This is a genomic window from Corynebacterium sp. HMSC073B01 (assembly GCF_001838255.1).
Lineage (GTDB): Bacteria > Actinomycetota > Actinomycetes > Mycobacteriales > Mycobacteriaceae > Corynebacterium > Corynebacterium jeikeium_D.
Map to the genome: position 1 here is coordinate 15,519 of NZ_KV836143.1, position 16,848 is coordinate 32,366.

Consider the following 16,848-nt stretch of genomic DNA (forward strand, 5'->3'; position numbering starts at 1 on the left):
GAGCTGATTGCTACTTGTCGCCGTGGCTGTCGATTCCGTCGACGCCTGTGACCGTGGTCAGCAAAAACACGGAATCCGCTAGAGCCTTCACTCCGTGCTTGACGTGGGTGAGCACTTTGAGATTGCCCTCGGAAATCGTGGTTTTATCGGCACCGGTGATTTCAACTTCGCCAACAAGCACAAGCATCGAGGCTGCGGGCGGCGAGTTATGGGCGGAAAGCTCAGTTCCTTCAGTCAGTGCGATGAGAGTCTGGCGCAGCGGACCGTCGTGGACAACAATTTCCGCAGCGCGGCCATTGCTATTCGCTTTAGCTTGAGTCAGAAGGTCGTCTTGTTGTGAATTAATATTCACAGCGTCCTAGCTCCTTGGTGAAACCACAGCGCGCAGAGCACGCGCTGCCTCTTCCGGATTTGCTGCCTCGGTTAGTGCGCGAACCACCACAATGCGCTCCGCGCCAGCGGCGATAACTTCGCCGGCGGTCTCGGCGTTGATACCGCCGATTGCCCACCATGGCTTTACCGGGTCACTTGCGCCGCGGTCGTGCGGGCGCACAATATCGGCCACGGAATCCTGGTGGGACTCCGCTGAACCCTGTGCACGCACCCTCCGCACGAGTGCCGCAGCTTCACGGACCATCTCGACTCCGACGGGTTGACGGTCGGGCTTCGTCGGGGTGGCATACACCGGGCCGATTACCGCGTAATCGATGCCATCGTCGGCAAGCGAGGCGGCGAACATGTCCAGATTTCGGTTGGAGCGGCCGATGAGAACCTCGGGGCCAACGATCTGGCGGGCCTGCTCGGTGCTGAGGTCTTCCTGGCCCACATGCAGGATGTCTGCGCCGGTCAGTGCGGCAATGTCGGCGCGGTCATTGACGGCGAAGAGCTTGCCGTGTTCAGCGGCGACCTCGGCGAGGGTCTCCACGGCGGCGATCTCGTCGCGGGTGTCGACTTTCTTGTCGCGCAGCTGGATGATGTCGGTGCCGCCTTCGTAACAGGCGTGCAGGAACTCGCGCAGATCACCACGGGATGCGCGCGAGTCGGTGCAGAGGTACAGGCGGGCGTCGGCAAGCAGGGCGCGTCGTGTTGTGCGAGTGGCGGCTGATGAGGCGTTCATGTCCCCATGTTAGGCGAGGTTGGGGATGCGGTGTCGTGGCGGTGAGTCCGAAGTCATATGATGGGGGAGTACCACGTTCCGCGGGAGCCGTACTCGGTATCGATGAGATGCCGCTGGCTGAGAGGGCGAGTAACGCCGACCGCTTTTACCTGATGCGGGTTATGCCGCCGGAGGGAGGAATGGCAGTGAATGCTGCCGCTATGGGTGCCGCCTCGACAAGTGAGGGCGGCACAGGGAATACGTCGTCAAGCGTTGTTATCGCAGGCGCGGGCATTATCGGCTTGGCGACGGCATGGAGACTACTCCGCCAGGGATTCGATGTGACCGTCCTCGATGCCGAGCCCGTTTCCGGCGCAACCTTCGCCGCGGCTGGCATGCTGGCGCCGGTTGCCGAAGTCGTGTGGGATCAGCCGACGCTGTATCCGCTGATGGTGGAATCGGGCAAGCTCTACCGCGACTTTGCCCTGGCTATCGCCGAGGAATCGGGCCACGATGTCGGCTACATCGAGAATTCCACGTTTGTTTGTGCGGGCGATGCTGCCGACCGGCAGACACTCAGCGAGCTCGTTGAGCTGCAGCATGACATGGGCATGGAGATCAACCGCATCACCGCCACCGAGGCGCGCCGGGCAGAACCGGCACTGGGGCCGGGCTGTGTTGGTGCGGTGGATATTCCGGGAGATCACCAGGTCAATCCGCGTCTGCTCGCAGAGGCGTTGCTGACCATTCTAGGAGACCGCGTCATCCGCACTCGCGTGGAAGAGGTTATCTACGCTTCCGATGCCGACCCCCGCCGCGCCATCGGTCTGCGCGGGACGGACGGAAATGACTACGTCGCCGATGAGGTCGTTTTGGCTGCGGGGCTGAGCACCGCCGACATCACTGGCCTGCCGGAGAATCTGAATCTGCCACTGCGCCCGGTTTATGGAGATGTGCTGCGTCTGCGCGTGCCGAAGCGCCTGCAGCCGCTGGTCACTCGCACTATTCGCGGTGTGGTTCAGGGACGTCCGGTTTATATCGTCCCGCGTGCTGACGGCACCGTCGTGCTCGGCGCTACCTCGCGTGAAGATGACCTGACCGGTGTCTCCGCCGAAGGAGTCCACCAGCTACTCCGCGACGCATACCGCCTGGTGCCCGGCATTCTCGACTGCGAAATCTACGAGATGACCGCCCGCGCCCGGCCTGGCTCCCCAGACGATGTCCCCATGATTGGCCGCGTGGCTCCAGGACTGACCGTGTCCACCGGCTACTTCCGTCACGGCATTCTGCTTACGGCCATCGGTTCCAAGCTCACGGCCGATGTCGTCGCAGGTCGGGAAAATGACAACGCCCCGGCGCTTCTTTCCGCCGTCAATCCATTCCGCTTCAGCGATTAGAGGAGGCTCGCTTATGTCCACCACAACACTCAATGGCGAAGGCTACACACCGGCTGCGGGGGAGATGGTCGCAGACCTCGTCGCTAAGCACACGGGGCACGCGCTTAACGACGACGGCACTGTCGCGGACGGCACCCGCCTGGGAATCGCGGTAGCCGTGGATGGTGCGGTAATCCCGCGAGCCAAGTGGGCGAGCACGCCCGTGGCAGGCGCCATCGACATCGTGACAGCAGTTCAGGGAGGCTAGAGATGACCGAGAATTCCGCACAAGCAAACATGTCCGCGCAGGAAAATGAAACCGGGACGGCGAGCGAAGTTACACGTGAACCGCTGCGCATTGGCGGACTGGAGTTGAACTCCCGTCTGATTATGGGAACTGGCGGTGCGACCAGCATGGATACGCTGGAGCGGGCGCTGGTGGCTTCGGGCACTGAGCTGACTACGGTGGCGATGCGCCGCTTTACGCCCGGTACGAAGCAGAACGTTTTTGAGATTTTGCAGCGCAACAATATTGCGGCGCTGCCGAATACTGCGGGGTGCTATACCGCTCGTGACGCGGTGCTGACTGCGCAGTTGGCCCGCGAGGCGCTGGAAACCAACCTGCTGAAGCTCGAGGTCATCGCCGACGAGGACACGCTGCTGCCGGACCCGGTCGAGCTGGTCGCGGCAGCGGAGCAGCTGGTGGCTGACGACTTTGTCGTCTTCGCTTACACCAACGACGATCCGGCGCTGGCCAAGCGGCTGGAGGATTTGGGCTGTGCGGCGGTCATGCCGGCGGGTTCGCCTATTGGTACTGGCCTGGGAATTCTTAACCCACACAACATCGAGCTGATTGTGGACCGCGCGAATGTGCCCATCATCCTGGATGCGGGCATCGGTACCGCGTCTGAGGCAGCTCAGGCGATGGAGCTTGGCTGCGATGCAGTGCTGTTGGCATCCGCAGTGACCCGTGCACATGATCCGGTGGGCATGGCCACAGCGATGCGCTTCGGCGTTGAGGCAGGACTGACTGCTCGCGAGTCGGGTCGCATCCCACGGCGTCGACTGGCCCAGGCGAGCTCGTCGTTTGAGGGAATCATCACTGAGCGCGTCAGCGGCGCACGCGAGCAGGATTCTCTGTAATGGCTGAGCAGGGTGTCAATCTTTCGGACCGCGACCTGCGCCGGTACGCGCGGCACCTAACACTGCCGGGCTTTGGTGCCGAGGGGCAGCGAACTTTGCGAGCCTCCCGCGTCCTCGTCATCGGAGCTGGTGGCTTGGGATCGCCTGCGCTGTTATACCTGGCCGGGGCAGGGGTCGGGCATATCACAATCATTGACGATGACGTGGTCGACGAGTCCAATCTTCAGCGCCAGGTCATTCACCGTGAGTCCGATATTGGTCGCCCGAAGGCCGAATCTGCCGCGGATGCCGTGCGGCGCCTTGACTCCGAGGCATCGGTGACCGCAATCGTCGGCAGGTTAAGCGTCGACAATGCTGAGGAGCTCTTCGCCACTCACGATGTAGTGCTCGACGGCGCGGACAACTTCGCCACGCGCTACCTGTCCTCCGATGCCGCGGAGCTGACCGGAACGCCGCTGGTCTGGGCCACGATTCTGCAGTTCGCAGGGCAACTGTCCGTCTTCTGGCCTGGCCACGGCCCCATGCTTCGCGATCTTTACCCCGACATCCCCGATCCCGGCTCCGTGCCGTCGTGCGCCGCAGGCGGTGTCCTCGGCGCAATGGTCGGACAGATCGGCTCCATGATGGTCGTCGAAGCTATCAAGGTGCTCACTGGTGTCGGCAAGGTCGCCGTCGGCAAACTCGTGCTTATCGACGCCCTGGAGGCAACCACCCGCCCACTGTCCTTTGCAGCCGACCCGGAGCGCGAACCCGTTTCCGACTTGACCGAAATTGCGCAGGTGTGCGCAGCTTCGTGGACCGAGGATGAGGAGGCCCCGGCGCAGAGCATGCGCAGCATTGGCCCCAACACGGCGCACGAGCTTCTTGCCGAGGGTGTGCCTCTCATCGATGTACGCGAGCCTGAAGAACACGCGGAGGCTGCCATTGCCGGATCTGTGCTTGTGCCACTCGGCAACATTCGCAGCCGTGGGTGGGCTGCGATTCGCGAAGCGTGGGCTGAGCGGAACCTCCAGTCGAACTACCCACGAGTTCTGATTCACTGCCACTCGGGTGCCCGCTCGCAACAGGCAATTGAGCTGTTGGCCAGCGAGATTGAGGCTGATGGCGCCATACCGGAGCTCATCAATCTGGACGGGGGCATTGTGGCCTGGCAGGCTGCGGGGCAGGAGACCGTCGTAAAGCGTGGCGGAACGCACTAATTAGTGGCTACCGCCACGCGCTGTTGAACAGTGTGCCTACGCCTGCGGCTTCAGCGTTGTCGACCACAACTCGGTGCCACGAGTGGTGAGCAGGCGGACGGTCATCTCGCGTGAGTCGCCGTCGATATCGACTTCGCCGAAGTGCTGGAAATCCTGTGTGGGGTCGGCGTTGGCATTGTCTTTACCCGGTGCGTGGACGTACTCCACCTTCGGCCCGAAGGTCGAATCCATTTCGTTGGGGCCGAAAGCGCCCGCGTGGAGAGGACCGGAGACGAATTCCCAGAAGGGTGCGAAGTCGGTGAACTGTGCGCGCTCTGGGCTGTAGTGGTGAGCCGCGGTGTAGTGCACATCGGCGGTGAGCCAGACGACATTTGAAACATCTTTAATGGCGCTGAGCAGGCGGGCGATTTCACGTTCACGTCCTGCAGGTGCACCGGCGGCACCATTGGATACGCTTTCTTGGTCACCATCGTCGCCGTCGGGGACGATGATGCCAAGCGGTAGGTCATTAGCAACAATCTTCCACGTCGCGCGGGAGTCCTTGAGGGAGTCGATTAACCAGTTGGTCTGCTTTTCGCCAAGGATTGGTTCTTCAGTTGTCGAGCGCGGATTATTGGAAGTGTTTTCTCCCTTGTAACTGCGCATATCCAGAATGAATATGTCTAGCAACGGGCCGTAGGAAACCTTGCGGTAGACGCGCCCATCTACAGCCATTTGTTGATCAATTGGCTGCCACTCATGGAAGGCCTGGTAGGCACGCTTGGCCAGGGTGTTGACATCGCGCTCGGTATAGCGATCATCGTCTAGGACTTCGTTGGGGTACCAGTTGTTGACTGTTTCGTGGTCATCCCACTGGACTAGCTGCGGAACCTGCGCATTGAAGGCCAAGTAGTTCTTGTCCATGAGGTTGTAGGAGTACTGGCCCCGGTACTCTTCGAGAGTTTCAGCAACCTTGGATTTGGCCGGAGTGACATGGTTGCGCCACACAGTGCCGTCGGAAAGCGTGACGGATTCATCCAGCGGACCGTCGGCATAGCAGGTATCGCCTGAGTGAATGAATAGGTCTGGATTGCGCTCCATCATGGTGGAAAAGCCGGTGTATCCACCGATTTCGTCGTTAATTCCCCAACCCTGACCTGCGACATCGCCGGACCAGTGCAGGCGGATGTTGGATGCGCGGTTTGGGGCAGTACGGAAGGTGCCGATAACGGGATCAGAGCAGATTCCAGTATCTGCCTCTTCGAGCGTGACACGATAGAAGATTTCCTGCCCCGGTTCGAGACCGACGACACGTAGACGTCCGGTGCCGTCAGTGTCTGGAGTTAACAGAGAGTTACTGCGGAATACCTTGGCATTCTGGAAGCTCTCAGTTGCAGCAGTTTCAACCACCATATGGGCGGGGCGGTCTGAGCGAGCCCAAATCAATGCGCCGTCGCCGCGGATATCGCCACTTGCAACGCCGTGGGTGAGCTGTGGCCGAGAACGCAGTAACCCTGGGGAGGCCAGTGACGGCGAACCCGGTGTAGCTGAAGCCGCAGCTCTAGAGGCATGAGCGAGCGTGACTGAAGTGGCAAGTGCGGTGGATGCGCCTAAACGTAGAGCGCTGCGACGGGAAAGCTGCATGGAGTCGAACGATAGGTTTTCCACTTTGACGTTCAGTTAAACCAGCGTGAACTCGAAGGAAAAAGTCGCAATTACAGAACAAAGGCTTAGTTATTGAGAATGACTGGGCTTCCTTTTGTAACGTAGATAACCGACTTGGGAGGAATGTGTCTTCCGAGCTGTCTTTTCTGAGACAAACAATCTAGAAGTGAAAGGCGCTGACCCCGATAATGGGATCTACACAAACGCCACAAGTAAAAACGCAAGAAAAGAAGTCGGGCGGTTTTCTTAAGAACCTGCCGACCGACCCGTTGATCTTCACGACGGCGATGGGTTTCATTGTCCTCTTTGTGGCAGTGACCATAGCGCTGGGGGATACCGCTCGGGATGCCTACTCGGCCGCTTCCGATTGGGTTACGTCTAACATGGGCTGGCTGTTCATCGGTGGTGTCTCGGCAAGCTTTATCTTCCTCATCGGCTTGTTTGTGTCCCGCTACGGACGCATCCAGCTTGGCGATGATGACGAAGAGCCCGAATACACCATCGCCGAGTGGTTCGGCATGCTCTTCGCCGGTGGTACTGGCTCCATGCTGATGTTCTGGGGCGTGGCTGAACCGCTCAACCACGCTTACAACCCGCCGTTCGGTCAAGAGCCGATGAGCCGCGAAGCTCAGAACACTGCGATGGCATTTACCATCTACCACCTGGGTATTCACATGTGGGTCATCATGGCGCTGCCGGGGCTCGCGCTCGGGTACTTCATTTACAAGCGTCACCTGCCGCCGCGCGTCTCCTCCATCTTCGCGCCGCTGCTCGGTACCCGCATCTACTCATGGCCGGGCAAGCTTATCGACGCCGTCGCCATCATCGGTACCGTCGTCGGTATCGCGGTATCGGTGGGCATGGGTGCGCTGCAGATTAACTCCGGTGCTGCTCGTGTAATCGGTACCCCGGAAAACTCGATGGTGCAGCTCATTCTGATTGCCATCATTATTGTGATTGCCTCGATTTCCGTGGCCCGCGGTCTGGACAAAGGTATTAAGGTGTTGTCCAATGCGAACATTTGGGCCGCCATGGCATTGATGGTTTTCGTGCTGCTCATGGGGCCGACTTTGACGCTGCTGCGCCAGACCGTCGATACGACAGGTGTCTACTTGGATGCGCTGCCTCGCATCATGTTCTGGACTGACTCTTACGACGTCAACCCGAATTGGAAACAGGGCGCCTGGACGGTCTTCTACTGGGCCTGGACAATCTGCTGGTCGCCATTTGTGGGCATGTTCGTCGCCCGTATTTCCCGCGGCCGTACAGTCCGTCAGTTCATTGCCGGTGTGATTGCACTGCCGACAATCGTGTCAATCATGTGGTTCTCTATCTTCGGCCGCGCTGGCTTCGAACTGGAAAATGAGCAGCCCGGTATTCTGACCAAACCAGTTGTCGAGGGCGGAGACCCGTCACCGGCGCTCTTTATCCTCCTGGAGCAGTTCCCGTTGGCAACGCTTGTCAGTGTGTTTGCGCTCTTTGTGATTATGATCTTCTTCGTCACTTCCATCGACTCGGCTTCGATGGTGATGGACATGATGTCTACCGGTGAGGAAAACAAGGCTCCGACCTTCTACCGCGTGCTGTGGGGCGTCATGATTGGTGCAGTGGCAGCTTCTCTGCTGCTGATTTCTGGTGAAACCGCACTGGAAGCGCTGCAATCTGCGGTGATCGTCATCGGTGTACCGTTCTTCTTCCTCCACTTTGTGATGATGTACTCCTTGGTCAAAGGCATGAGTGATGACCACATGGCAGTGCGCAAGCCGGTTACCCGCCAGTGGGAGAAGACCGATACTCCAGAGAAGTTGGAGAAGCACGAAGCCGCACCCGCGCCGGGCTACGACGAAGAGGGCAATGAGCTGCCGCGCTTTGAGTACACCCACGATGAAGAGGGACGTCTGGTTATTCAGTCCGATGTGGTCGTTGAAGGTGAGTTTGAGTCTGGCGAAAAGTCGGAATCGGAGAGCCCAGAGGAGTCGGGGACGAAGTCTGAGTCATAGTAGAGCACGGTCGCAGTAGTGCCCGGCACTTGTGGCCACGCTATTCACCTATCGGTGCGCTGTAGCGTGGCCATCAGTGAGTAGTGCATCGATAAGAGCGAAGGCAAAGGCTGTAGCCAAATAAAAACGCCGCCCAGCGGAAACCTTTAGCAGTTTCCGTGGGCGGCGTCGCTGTGTTCGTCGTAAAGCAAGTGTGGCGTTAAGCCGTGATTAGCTCTACTCGTAGGTGCCTCGGAGGTCCTTGTAGTCCTCATCGTGCCAATCCACGTTGGCCTGGTCCTTGGTGGTGACACCGACGTCAGGCTGATGCGGGACCTTCGCAATGATGTTGCGGCGGGCGCGGCCGGCGCGGAGCTGGCTTTCGATACGCTCGGCAAGGTTGGCCAGGCCGAAGTTGATGGCAATGAGAATGATCGCCACGACGACCAGCGATGGAATCATGGCGCCGTAGTACTCGCCAAGCTGGCGGCCAGAGCGGACAACCTCGACGTAGCCAATCATGTAACCCAGCGCGGAGTCCTTCAGCGCAATGACCATCTGCGAGATAATCGCCGGCAGCATGGCGGCGACTGCCTGCGGCAGCAAAATAGTGACCATCGTCTGGCGGTGGGAGAGACCCAGCGCAATCGCGGCCTCACGCTGGCCCTTCGGCAGCGACTCGATGCCGGAGCGCAGTGTCTCGCCAATGACGGAGCCGTTGTACATGGTCAGGCCAAACACAACGGCGGCAAAGCCGAGGTAGTTCGACGGAAACAGCTGCCAAAGCGCGAACACCGAGTAGGCAAACAGCATGAGCACCAGCACCGGAATGGCGCGGAAGAACTCGACAATCACCGAGCACAGCCAGCGCACCGGTGCGACCGGGCTCAGCCTGCCGACGCCCAGGAGAGCGCCAATAACCAGTGCCAACACAATAGAGACGACAGCCGCGACAATGGTGCTGACCAGACCGGGCAGAATGTATGTGGTCCAGGTTGTGGATTCGAGGAAGAACGACCATTTATTGGCCTCGAACTGGCCCTTGTCGGCCAGCTTCATTCCCACCCAGGCGAGAATCGCAACGGTGATTGCGGCCACGATCCAGGTGAGGGTTCGGTTGAAGCGCTGAGCCTTGGGGCCCGGCGCGTCGTAAAGAACTGTTGCGCGAGTAGCCATTAGCGCTTCACCGCCCATCGCTTGCCAGCCCAGCCGAAGAACAGGCCGGTCGGCAGAGTCAGAATAATAAAGCCGACAGCGATGATGCCGAAGATAATCAGGATATCGCTGGCGTAGTTTTCGGTCATGGTCTTCATCAGCAGCGACGCTTCAGCCACACCGATTACCGAGGCAATCGTGGTGTTCTTGGTCAGCGCGATCAGGGTGTTGCCGAGCGGCACGATAGCGCCACGGAACGCCTGCGGGAAGATGATGTAGCGGAAGCTCTGGCCGAAGCTAAGCCCCAGGGAGCGGGCGGCTTCGGCCTGACCGAACGGCACAGTATTAATACCGGCGCGCAGGGACTCCGCAACGAAGCACGAGGTGTAGGCAACAAACGCCAACACCGCGAGACGGAAGTTCTGCTTGACAATGAAGGAGTCATTCTCCGCAGCCAGCAGCAGCCCCAAGTTGTAGTAGAGACCCATCGAGGCCAGCAGCACAATCAACGTCAGCGGGGTATTGCGGACAATGCTGATGTACCAGGTCGACAGGGTACGTAGGATTCCCACGGGGCTCACGCGCATAGCGGTGAGAAGCGTGCCAAAAATCAGGGAACCAATTGCCGAAGCAATCGTCAGTTTGATGGTTACCCAGAAAGCCGGAAGCAGTTCCGGCCCCATTTCACTCCATAGTTCTGGATTCATTGTTTGCTCGCACCCCTTCCTACTTCTTCTCTACGAACGACAGATCGCCGATTGCCGGCTTGTCGTCGAGCTCGAACTTGTCGCCCAAATGCTTCTTCAGGATCTTCTGAAGCTCACCGGTGTCGTACAGCGACTCCAGCGCCTCATTGATGGCCTCACGGCTGGCATCATCACCCTTGGGCAGGCCGATGCCGTAGTACTCATTGGTCCAGTAGGAACCATCGGGGTTGCGCAGCTCGACCACGCGGAAGTCGTCGCCGAAGCGCTCCTTGTAGCGCTGGGCGAAGCCCGCGAGAATAGTTGCATCGGTAGTCAGGGCATCGACGACACCCTGCTTCACACCTTCCGCGCACGCGGCGTAGGTATCGAACTCCTGCAGCTGCACCTCCGGTAGAGCGTCCTTGACTTTCTGCGCTGGGGTGGAGCCGGATACAGAACACAGGCGAGTGCCCGGGGCGACGTCGTCAAGCCCCTGGATACCCTCGGAACCGCGCACCAACAGTGCCTGGTGCGTGACCAGGTACGGGCCGGCGAAGTCGACGGCAGCCAGGCGGCCAGCGTTGATGGAGTAGGTGGCGGCGATCATGTTGACCTCGCCGTTGTTAATCAGCGTCTCGCGCTGAGCGGACGGGGTCTCGCGCCACTCCATCTCGGGCACATCCCAACCGTTCTTGTTGGCGATGTACTCAATGACGTAGCGGGAAACATCGTTGTCGACGCCCGCGAACTCACGGTCCGGGGTGCGCTCGCCGAGACCCGGCTGGTCAAACTTCGTACCCAGTGTCACGTGCCCGGCTTCGATATCGGCCAGCAGGTTTCGGGGTCCGCTGCTACCGCAGGCCGCGAGGCTCATTGTCGTGGCAACAGCTACGACAGCCGCCGCAACTCGCTTGCCGACGACACCTCGGCGGCCCTGGTTGCGACTGCGTCCCCGGCCTCCTCGTAATAGTGAAAGCTTCATGGTGACCAGCCCCGCCTAGTGTCCGACGATCTTGGCCAAGAAGTCCTTGGCACGATCGCTCTGCGGGTTGGTGAAGAAGGTCTCCGGGTCGGTGTCTTCGACAATCGCACCGTCGGCCATGAACAGGATGCGGTCGGCCACGCGGCGGGCGAAGCTCATCTCGTGGGTGACGCAAACCATGGTCATGCCGCCCTTGGCCAGGTCGGTCATGACATCGAGGACCTCGTTGATCATTTCCGGGTCGAGCGCGGAGGTGGGCTCGTCGAAAAGCATGACCTTCGGGTCCATGGCCAGGGCGCGTGCGATGGCGACGCGCTGCTGCTGACCGCCGGAGAGCTGCGCCGGGTACTTGTCAGCCTGTTCCGCAATGCCGACACGGGCGAGCAGCTTGTCCGCACGCTCGCGGGCCTCGGCTTTGGAGATCTTGCGGACCTTCAGTGGGGCCAACGTGACATTGTCGCGAATGGTCATGTGGCTGAAGAGGTTGAACTGCTGGAAGACCATGCCGACCTCAGCGCGCAGGCGGGTGAGTTCCTTACCTTCTTCGGGAAGGAGCTTGCCGTTGATGCGAATTTCGCCGCTGTCGATGGTTTCCAGGCGGTTGATGGTTCGGCACAGTGTGGATTTACCAGAGCCGGAGGGGCCGAGGATAACTACGACCTGGCCAGCTGGGATTTCCAGGTTGATGTCGCGCAAAGCGTGGTAATCGCCGTAGTGCTTGTTCACCTCGGCAATCGAAATCATGCTCTGTGGTGTGGATGATTCAGTCATGGGGGAAAGTATAGGTGACTCACGACACATAACTGCTATCGGTGTTCCTTGTCCGATATTCACCTGTAAAAAGTGACTGCACACCAATTAGTTCTAAAGATCCACGCGATGGCGCCTCGCAACAGGCTTGCGGCCATGCACGAACCAGTAGAAGACGGCCGCGAGAACCACCACGACCGCCAGGCCTGCGTACATCTTGTCGAAGCCCATAGTGGCGGCTACCGAACCAAGCACGATTGGGCCGAGGCCGATGCCCGCGTCGACAAGCAAGAGCAGCGTCGAGATGCCCGTGCCCAACTTGTGTGCCGGGGCCAGGTGCACAGAGATGGTCTGGCAGGCCGGCATCAGCGTGCCGTAGCCCAGGCCGCAGAGCGCACCGGCGGCGATAACGTGCCAGTCAGCGGTTGCGAAAGCCAGAACAAGCAGTGAGATGGTGAAGCACACCAGGCCGATGGCGATGACGGGGTTGTCGCCGCGGCGATCCTGCAGGCGTCCCAGTGAGAAACGTGCCGCCATCATCGCCACCGCATAGGCGATGAAGAAGAAGCTGGCGCCTCTAGCCAGGCCGCTCAGCTGCGAGTATCGGTTCAGGAATGTAATCACGCCCGCATACGCCAGGCCGATGAGCAGCATGAACAGGCCAATCGGCACCACTCTCGGCGTCATGATGTCATCGAAGGAAAATGTGCGCTTCGTCTCGCTTGCCGACGAATCCTCGGTGGCCTCGTCCTTGGTTGCCGCAGTGGTGGGCTCGTTGTGTTGTGGCAGAAAGAGTGCCAGCACCAGTCCGACAATGGACAGGCCGAGGGCTGTGGCAAAGAGGACGCTGTAGCCGACCGAACCAATAAGGGCCAGGCCGAGAGCTGGGCCAATCGCTGTGGCCAGGGTGGTGCCGAGCGAGATATAGCCAGTACCCTCTGCGCGGCGCGAAGCCGGAATAGCGGTCTGGGCGGCGGCCATCACGGCGGTGGAGGCGAATGCGTAGGTCAGGCCGTGGATGATGCGGATTGCAATCAAGACCGGCAGGGATGCGGCCCACATGTAGGCGGCGCAGGCCGCCACGATGACAGCGAGCGAGCCAAGCATGATTCTGCGACCACCGAAGGTGTCCACCAAGTAGCCGGAAAAGAGACGAGCGATGGTGGCACCGACCACGAAAGAACTGGCGGCGAAGCCACCGGCGGCATCGGAGGCGGAGAAGCGCTGGACGGCGTAGAGCGCCATGACTGTGATTGAAAGGTAGAACACCAGGTACATGCTGAAGTTAATCAGCCAGCTGATGATGAACGCGGGGGAGAAGAGCTTGTCCTGCCCGTGCTGCTCGGCCTGCTCGTTCTGTTTGTGCCTGTTCTGTGTGGTCGTATGCGTTGTCATGCTGAAGGTACGGTCTCTTTTCCCGTTTGAAAACGATCGTGGAATTGGTTCTTTGGCAAAACTGCTTTCCGGTATTTGTATCGTGCAAAAATGCAGTTAGGGCTCGAATTATAACAATTGGTTTGTATGATGCAAATGTGCTTTTTCGGCCTTAACCCCATCCGTGGCGCGCTAGAATAGGGGCTGTTCAGCAAACAGATACATCCCGCAGGCCCATTAAAGGGCCGACATAAAGGCGACAAGAGGATTGACTGCCACCGTGCGAAACGACGACCTGGCCGCGCTCGTTTACGAGAACATGCTGCTATCCCGGGTGAGCTCCAGCGGCTACCGACCACATCGTAAGGACATCCTGTTGGATCGCTCCGCCGCAGCACTGCTGGCTAGGCTGGAAGCACAGCCGGATATGACAGTCGCCGAGCTCTCCGATGCACTAGGGCTGGACATTTCTACAGTGCATCGCCAGCTGGCCGCCGCCATGCGGCAGGGATATATCGCGAAGAGGTCCGCGCCGTCGTCAAGCGCGAAGGTGCATAGCGCGACCGACAAGGGGCTAGAGCTGCTGCACCGGGAGATTGAGGCGCGTAAGAATACCGTCGATGACATTACGCATGACTGGGAAGACTCGGAGCTCGCGGAGTTCGTGCGATTGATGCGCAAATTCAACGAGGGCGTGGAAGAAATGCGTGGTCATCCATGGCCTAGATAACCGCGGATGCAGTGGTCATGGAATACTTGAGGGCGTGGCTGAGAAAAAGAAGATCGCAAACGTCCTTGCTAACCGATACGCCTCTGCGACTCTGGCTGAGTTGTGGAGCCCTGAGTACAAGATCATCCTCGAGCGCAAGCTCTGGATTGCCGTTCTGAAGGCTCAGGTCGCTCGCGGAATTGAGGTGCCGGAGGGCACTATCGAGGCGTATGAGAAGGTCATCGACCAGGTTGACCTCGACTCCATTGCCGCCCGTGAGCGTATTACTCGCCACGATGTGAAGGCTCGCATTGAAGAGTTCTGCGACCTGGCTGGCACCGAGCACATTCACAAGGGTATGACCTCGCGTGACCTGACCGAAAACGTTGAGCAGCTGCAGGTTCTGCAGTCGCTGAAGGTCGTGCGCGACAAGGCCGTTGCCGTTGCCGCCCGCACTGCGGAAAAGGCCTCCGAGTACCAGTCGCTGGTGATGGCAGGTCGCTCCCACAACGTCGCCGCACAGGCAACAACCCTGGGTAAGCGCTTCGCCTCTGCTGCGGACGAGATGCTGCTGGGCATCGAGCGCGTAGAAGACCTGATTTCCCGCTACCCACTGCGTGGCATCAAGGGCCCGATGGGTACCGCCCAGGACATGCTGGATCTGCTTGACGGTGATGAGTCCGCACTGGCCTCCCTGGAAAACGAAATCGCTGAAGGCCTCGGCTTCGACCGCGTCTTTGACTCCGTTGGTCAGGTCTACCCGCGCACCCTCGACTTCGACGCTCTGTCCGCACTGGTCGAGCTGGGCGCAGGCCCGGCGTCGCTGGCCACCACCATCCGCCTGATGGCCGGTAATGAGACCGTCACCGAGGGCTTCAAGGAAGGCCAGGTCGGCTCATCCGCCATGCCGCACAAGATGAACGCCCGCTCCTGTGAGCGCGTCCACGGTTTCCAGGTCATCCTGCGTGGTTACATGACCATGCTCTCCGAATACGCCGGTACTCAGTGGAACGAAGGCGACGTTTCCTGCTCCGTGGTTCGCCGCGTTGCACTGCCGGATGCTTTCTTCGCCATGGACGGCATGTTCGAAACCTTCCTCACCGTCCTGTCCGAGTTCGGTGCATTCCCGGCCATGATCGACCGTGAGCTGGAGCGCTACCTGCCGTTCCTGGCTTCCACCAAGATCCTCATGGCAGCCGTTCGCGCTGGTATGGGCCGCGAGGAAGCCCACGAGATCATCAAGGAGCACGCCGTCGCCACCGCACTGGATATGCGCGAAAAGGGTGCTGAGCAGAATCTCACTGAACGTCTCGCTGCAGATGAGCGTTTCCCGCTGGATGCCGCAGGGCTTGCCGACGCTCTGGCGAACCGCCATGCGTTCATCGGTGCCGCGGAATCCCAGGTTGACCGCGTAGTTGCACGTGTGCAGGCTGTCGTGGACAAGTACCCAGAGGCCGCGGCCTACAAGCCGGGCGAGATTCTGTAGCTTCGCGAGCGTCACGCGCGAAACACGTAAACGAAAAAACGTAAAGACGTAAGGTCCCTTGAAAAACTCTGTCACGTTGGTGGCAGAGTTTTTCTTTGTTTGTTGACGAAAGCACCAGTGAGCAGCCAAGTTCCTCGGTACGATGAGCGATAAGCATCGAAACCTCTACTCGAAAGGTGCCCGACGTGACATCGGCTGTTAGGACTTCGCTTTCTCGCCCAGGTGCCACATTGAATGTGCAGCGCTGGGTTCCAGAAAATGACAAGGGCGCGCCCATTACTCCTAAGGGAGTGGTGCAGATTGTCCACGGCATGGTCGAGTACGCCAACCGCTACGCCAAGTTCGCCGAGTACCTCGTATCCCAGGGTTATGCCGTCGTCGCGCACGACCATCGCGGCCACGGTATGACCAAGACGGATGCTGGCATCCCGGGCTTCTTCGCTGACTACGGTGGCTGGAACCTGATTCTCGAAGACCTCCACGCGGTGCGCCAGTACGTTGATGCAGAATTCCCAGGTAGCAAGCACTATATTCTCGGCCACTCCATGGGGTCGCTTCTGACTCGTAACTACATCGCCAAGTACGGCGAGGGGCTCACCGGTGTCATTATCATGGGCACTGTGTCGTGGCCAGGGGCTAAGGGCGACGCGGGAATGAAGGTGGCAAACCTGCTGGCTAAGATTCGTCCTACCGCGCCGGGCAAGCTGCTCAACACTCTCACCTTTGCTGATTACAACAAGGACTTTGAGCGCCGCACTAAGTTTGATTGGCTCACCCGCGACCACAAGATTGTCGATGCTTATATTGCGGACGACAAGTGTGGTTTCGTTCCCACCAATGCCTTTTTCCGCGACCTTCTCGTCGGCACGCACTACGCGAACTCGCCTGAAGCCTATGAGAAAGCGCCTGATGAGCTGCCGCTTTTCGTGGTTTCCGGTGCCGTTGATCCGGCGGGTGGCGCTGCCTGTGTGACTGAGGTCGTGGGCAAATACCTGAACGCGGGCAAGAAGGACGTGCGCTTTAAGGTCTATCCGGATGGTCGCCATGAGATTCTCAACGAGTTGAATAAGGAAGAGGTCTACTCCGACATTGTGGCGTGGTTGGAGTCCCGCTAGGGGGAGCTGGTTAATAGACAAAAAGTATGCCCGTTCGGCGGGTCGACCGGTGGGCATCTTTTGCTACTTATCCCAATGCGAGTTACTGACTGCGTTTATGTCAGCGGCGGCAGGGCGATGCAAGTTACTGACTGCGTTTATGACAAAAATGGCC

16 protein-coding genes and 1 riboswitch are annotated in these 16,848 nt (G+C 59.6%); of the genes, 8 read left to right on the forward strand and 8 right to left on the reverse strand.

The genetic code is table 11. The annotated features are described in order from the left end of the window. Nucleotides 1-10 precede the first annotated feature (10 nt). Together HMPREF2849_RS02800 and HMPREF2849_RS02805 are read right to left on the reverse strand one after the other, a co-directional pair. On the reverse strand, nucleotides 11-352 hold the full coding sequence (locus HMPREF2849_RS02800; protein ID WP_049189687.1) for a cupin domain-containing protein: 342 nt from the start codon (nucleotides 350-352) through the stop codon (nucleotides 11-13). Between the two features lie 6 nt (nucleotides 353-358). Continuing rightward, complete coding sequence (locus HMPREF2849_RS02805; protein ID WP_070862577.1) at nucleotides 359-1,117, reverse strand: thiamine phosphate synthase; 759 nt, start codon at nucleotides 1,115-1,117, stop codon at nucleotides 359-361. A gap of 70 nt (nucleotides 1,118-1,187) precedes the next feature. Next, nucleotides 1,188-1,310, forward strand: a riboswitch (TPP riboswitch). 7 nt (nucleotides 1,311-1,317) lie between these two features. Between HMPREF2849_RS02805 and thiO the strand changes: the two genes are divergently transcribed. The 4 genes from thiO to HMPREF2849_RS02825 are packed head-to-tail and all read left to right on the forward strand — an operon-like array spanning nucleotide 1,318 to nucleotide 4,814. Continuing rightward, nucleotides 1,318-2,493, forward strand: a complete 1,176-nt coding sequence (gene thiO, locus HMPREF2849_RS02810; RefSeq protein WP_070862578.1) for a glycine oxidase ThiO — start codon at nucleotides 1,318-1,320, stop codon at nucleotides 2,491-2,493. Nucleotides 2,494-2,506: 13 nt separating this feature from the next. Continuing rightward, complete coding sequence (locus tag HMPREF2849_RS02815) at nucleotides 2,507-2,740, forward strand: sulfur carrier protein ThiS (protein ID WP_069359124.1); 234 nt, start codon at nucleotides 2,507-2,509, stop codon at nucleotides 2,738-2,740. Between the two features lie 29 nt (nucleotides 2,741-2,769). Then, nucleotides 2,770-3,615, forward strand: coding sequence for a thiazole synthase (locus HMPREF2849_RS02820; RefSeq protein WP_069359135.1), 846 nt, complete (start codon nucleotides 2,770-2,772; stop codon nucleotides 3,613-3,615). Beyond that, nucleotides 3,615-4,814: a ThiF family adenylyltransferase gene (locus HMPREF2849_RS02825; RefSeq protein ID WP_070862579.1), complete on the forward strand. Its 1,200-nt coding sequence runs from the start codon at nucleotides 3,615-3,617 to the stop codon at nucleotides 4,812-4,814. The genes HMPREF2849_RS02820 and HMPREF2849_RS02825 overlap by 1 nt, the downstream gene beginning before the upstream one ends. Nucleotides 4,815-4,850: 36 nt before the next feature. Here HMPREF2849_RS02825 and HMPREF2849_RS02830 read toward each other — a convergent pair whose 3' ends face one another. Continuing rightward, nucleotides 4,851-6,437: an alkaline phosphatase D family protein gene (locus HMPREF2849_RS02830; RefSeq protein ID WP_016421418.1), complete on the reverse strand. Its 1,587-nt coding sequence runs from the start codon at nucleotides 6,435-6,437 to the stop codon at nucleotides 4,851-4,853. Nucleotides 6,438-6,646: 209 nt separating this feature from the next. Here HMPREF2849_RS02830 and HMPREF2849_RS02835 point away from each other — a divergent pair, with 209 nt between their 5' ends. After that, nucleotides 6,647-8,458 (forward strand): BCCT family transporter, encoded by a 1,812-nt coding sequence (locus HMPREF2849_RS02835; RefSeq protein WP_083327222.1) that lies wholly within the window; start codon nucleotides 6,647-6,649, stop codon nucleotides 8,456-8,458. A gap of 216 nt (nucleotides 8,459-8,674) precedes the next feature. Here the strand turns inward: HMPREF2849_RS02835 and HMPREF2849_RS02840 are convergent, their stop codons facing one another. The 5 genes from HMPREF2849_RS02840 to HMPREF2849_RS02860 all read right to left on the reverse strand — a co-directional run bounded on the left by HMPREF2849_RS02840 (nucleotide 8,675) and on the right by HMPREF2849_RS02860 (nucleotide 13,405). After that, nucleotides 8,675-9,613 carry an amino acid ABC transporter permease gene (locus tag HMPREF2849_RS02840; RefSeq protein WP_016421416.1) on the reverse strand — a complete coding sequence of 313 codons (939 nt, stop codon included), beginning with the start codon at nucleotides 9,611-9,613 and terminating at the stop codon, nucleotides 8,675-8,677. Next, entirely contained in the window at nucleotides 9,613-10,299 is a 687-nt protein-coding gene (locus tag HMPREF2849_RS02845) for an amino acid ABC transporter permease (protein ID WP_042388211.1), read from the reverse strand. The genes HMPREF2849_RS02840 and HMPREF2849_RS02845 overlap by 1 nt, the downstream gene beginning before the upstream one ends. A gap of 19 nt (nucleotides 10,300-10,318) precedes the next feature. Then, a complete protein-coding gene (locus tag HMPREF2849_RS02850) occupies nucleotides 10,319-11,260 on the reverse strand; it encodes a glutamate ABC transporter substrate-binding protein (RefSeq protein ID WP_070429293.1) in 942 nt (313 codons plus the stop codon). A gap of 15 nt (nucleotides 11,261-11,275) precedes the next feature. Further along, nucleotides 11,276-12,004 carry an amino acid ABC transporter ATP-binding protein gene (locus tag HMPREF2849_RS02855; protein ID WP_042388208.1) on the reverse strand — a complete coding sequence of 243 codons (729 nt, stop codon included), beginning with the start codon at nucleotides 12,002-12,004 and terminating at the stop codon, nucleotides 11,276-11,278. 120 nt (nucleotides 12,005-12,124) lie between these two features. Continuing rightward, the gene (locus HMPREF2849_RS02860; protein ID WP_070862580.1) at nucleotides 12,125-13,405 is read right to left on the reverse strand and encodes an MFS transporter; all 1,281 of its coding nucleotides are present in this window, start codon (nucleotides 13,403-13,405) and stop codon (nucleotides 12,125-12,127) included. 259 nt (nucleotides 13,406-13,664) lie between these two features. Here HMPREF2849_RS02860 and HMPREF2849_RS02865 point away from each other — a divergent pair, with 259 nt between their 5' ends. The 3 genes from HMPREF2849_RS02865 to HMPREF2849_RS02875 all read left to right on the forward strand — a co-directional run bounded on the left by HMPREF2849_RS02865 (nucleotide 13,665) and on the right by HMPREF2849_RS02875 (nucleotide 16,694). Further along, on the forward strand, nucleotides 13,665-14,114 hold the full coding sequence (locus HMPREF2849_RS02865; protein WP_070862583.1) for a MarR family winged helix-turn-helix transcriptional regulator: 450 nt from the start codon (nucleotides 13,665-13,667) through the stop codon (nucleotides 14,112-14,114). A 34-nt stretch (nucleotides 14,115-14,148) separates the two neighbouring features. Next, entirely contained in the window at nucleotides 14,149-15,579 is a 1,431-nt protein-coding gene (purB, locus tag HMPREF2849_RS02870; protein WP_069359129.1) for an adenylosuccinate lyase, read from the forward strand. Between the two features lie 185 nt (nucleotides 15,580-15,764). Continuing rightward, a complete protein-coding gene (locus HMPREF2849_RS02875) occupies nucleotides 15,765-16,694 on the forward strand; it encodes an alpha/beta fold hydrolase (RefSeq protein WP_070862581.1) in 930 nt (309 codons plus the stop codon). The last annotated feature ends 154 nt before the right edge of the window (nucleotides 16,695-16,848 follow it).

Bases quoted from the DNA above. Each gene is read 5' to 3' on its own strand.
- HMPREF2849_RS02840 (WP_016421416.1), bottom strand. From the start codon at position 9,613: ATGGCTACTCGCGCAACAGTTCTTTACGACGCGCCGGGCCCCAAGGCT.
- HMPREF2849_RS02860 (WP_070862580.1), bottom strand. From the start codon at position 13,405: ATGACAACGCATACGACCACACAGAACAGGCACAAACAGAACGAGCAG.
- HMPREF2849_RS02830 (WP_016421418.1), bottom strand. From the start codon at position 6,437: ATGCAGCTTTCCCGTCGCAGCGCTCTACGTTTAGGCGCATCCACCGCA.
- HMPREF2849_RS02855 (WP_042388208.1), bottom strand. From the start codon at position 12,004: ATGATTTCGATTGCCGAGGTGAACAAGCACTACGGCGATTACCACGCT.
- thiO (WP_070862578.1), top strand. From the start codon at position 1,318: ATGGGTGCCGCCTCGACAAGTGAGGGCGGCACAGGGAATACGTCGTCA.
- HMPREF2849_RS02805 (WP_070862577.1), bottom strand. From the start codon at position 1,117: ATGAACGCCTCATCAGCCGCCACTCGCACAACACGACGCGCCCTGCTT.
- HMPREF2849_RS02820 (WP_069359135.1), top strand. From the start codon at position 2,770: ATGTCCGCGCAGGAAAATGAAACCGGGACGGCGAGCGAAGTTACACGT.
- HMPREF2849_RS02845 (WP_042388211.1), bottom strand. From the start codon at position 10,299: ATGAATCCAGAACTATGGAGTGAAATGGGGCCGGAACTGCTTCCGGCT.
- HMPREF2849_RS02835 (WP_083327222.1), top strand. From the start codon at position 6,647: ATGGGATCTACACAAACGCCACAAGTAAAAACGCAAGAAAAGAAGTCG.
- HMPREF2849_RS02850 (WP_070429293.1), bottom strand. From the start codon at position 11,260: ATGAAGCTTTCACTATTACGAGGAGGCCGGGGACGCAGTCGCAACCAG.
- HMPREF2849_RS02815 (WP_069359124.1), top strand. From the start codon at position 2,507: ATGTCCACCACAACACTCAATGGCGAAGGCTACACACCGGCTGCGGGG.
- HMPREF2849_RS02825 (WP_070862579.1), top strand. From the start codon at position 3,615: ATGGCTGAGCAGGGTGTCAATCTTTCGGACCGCGACCTGCGCCGGTAC.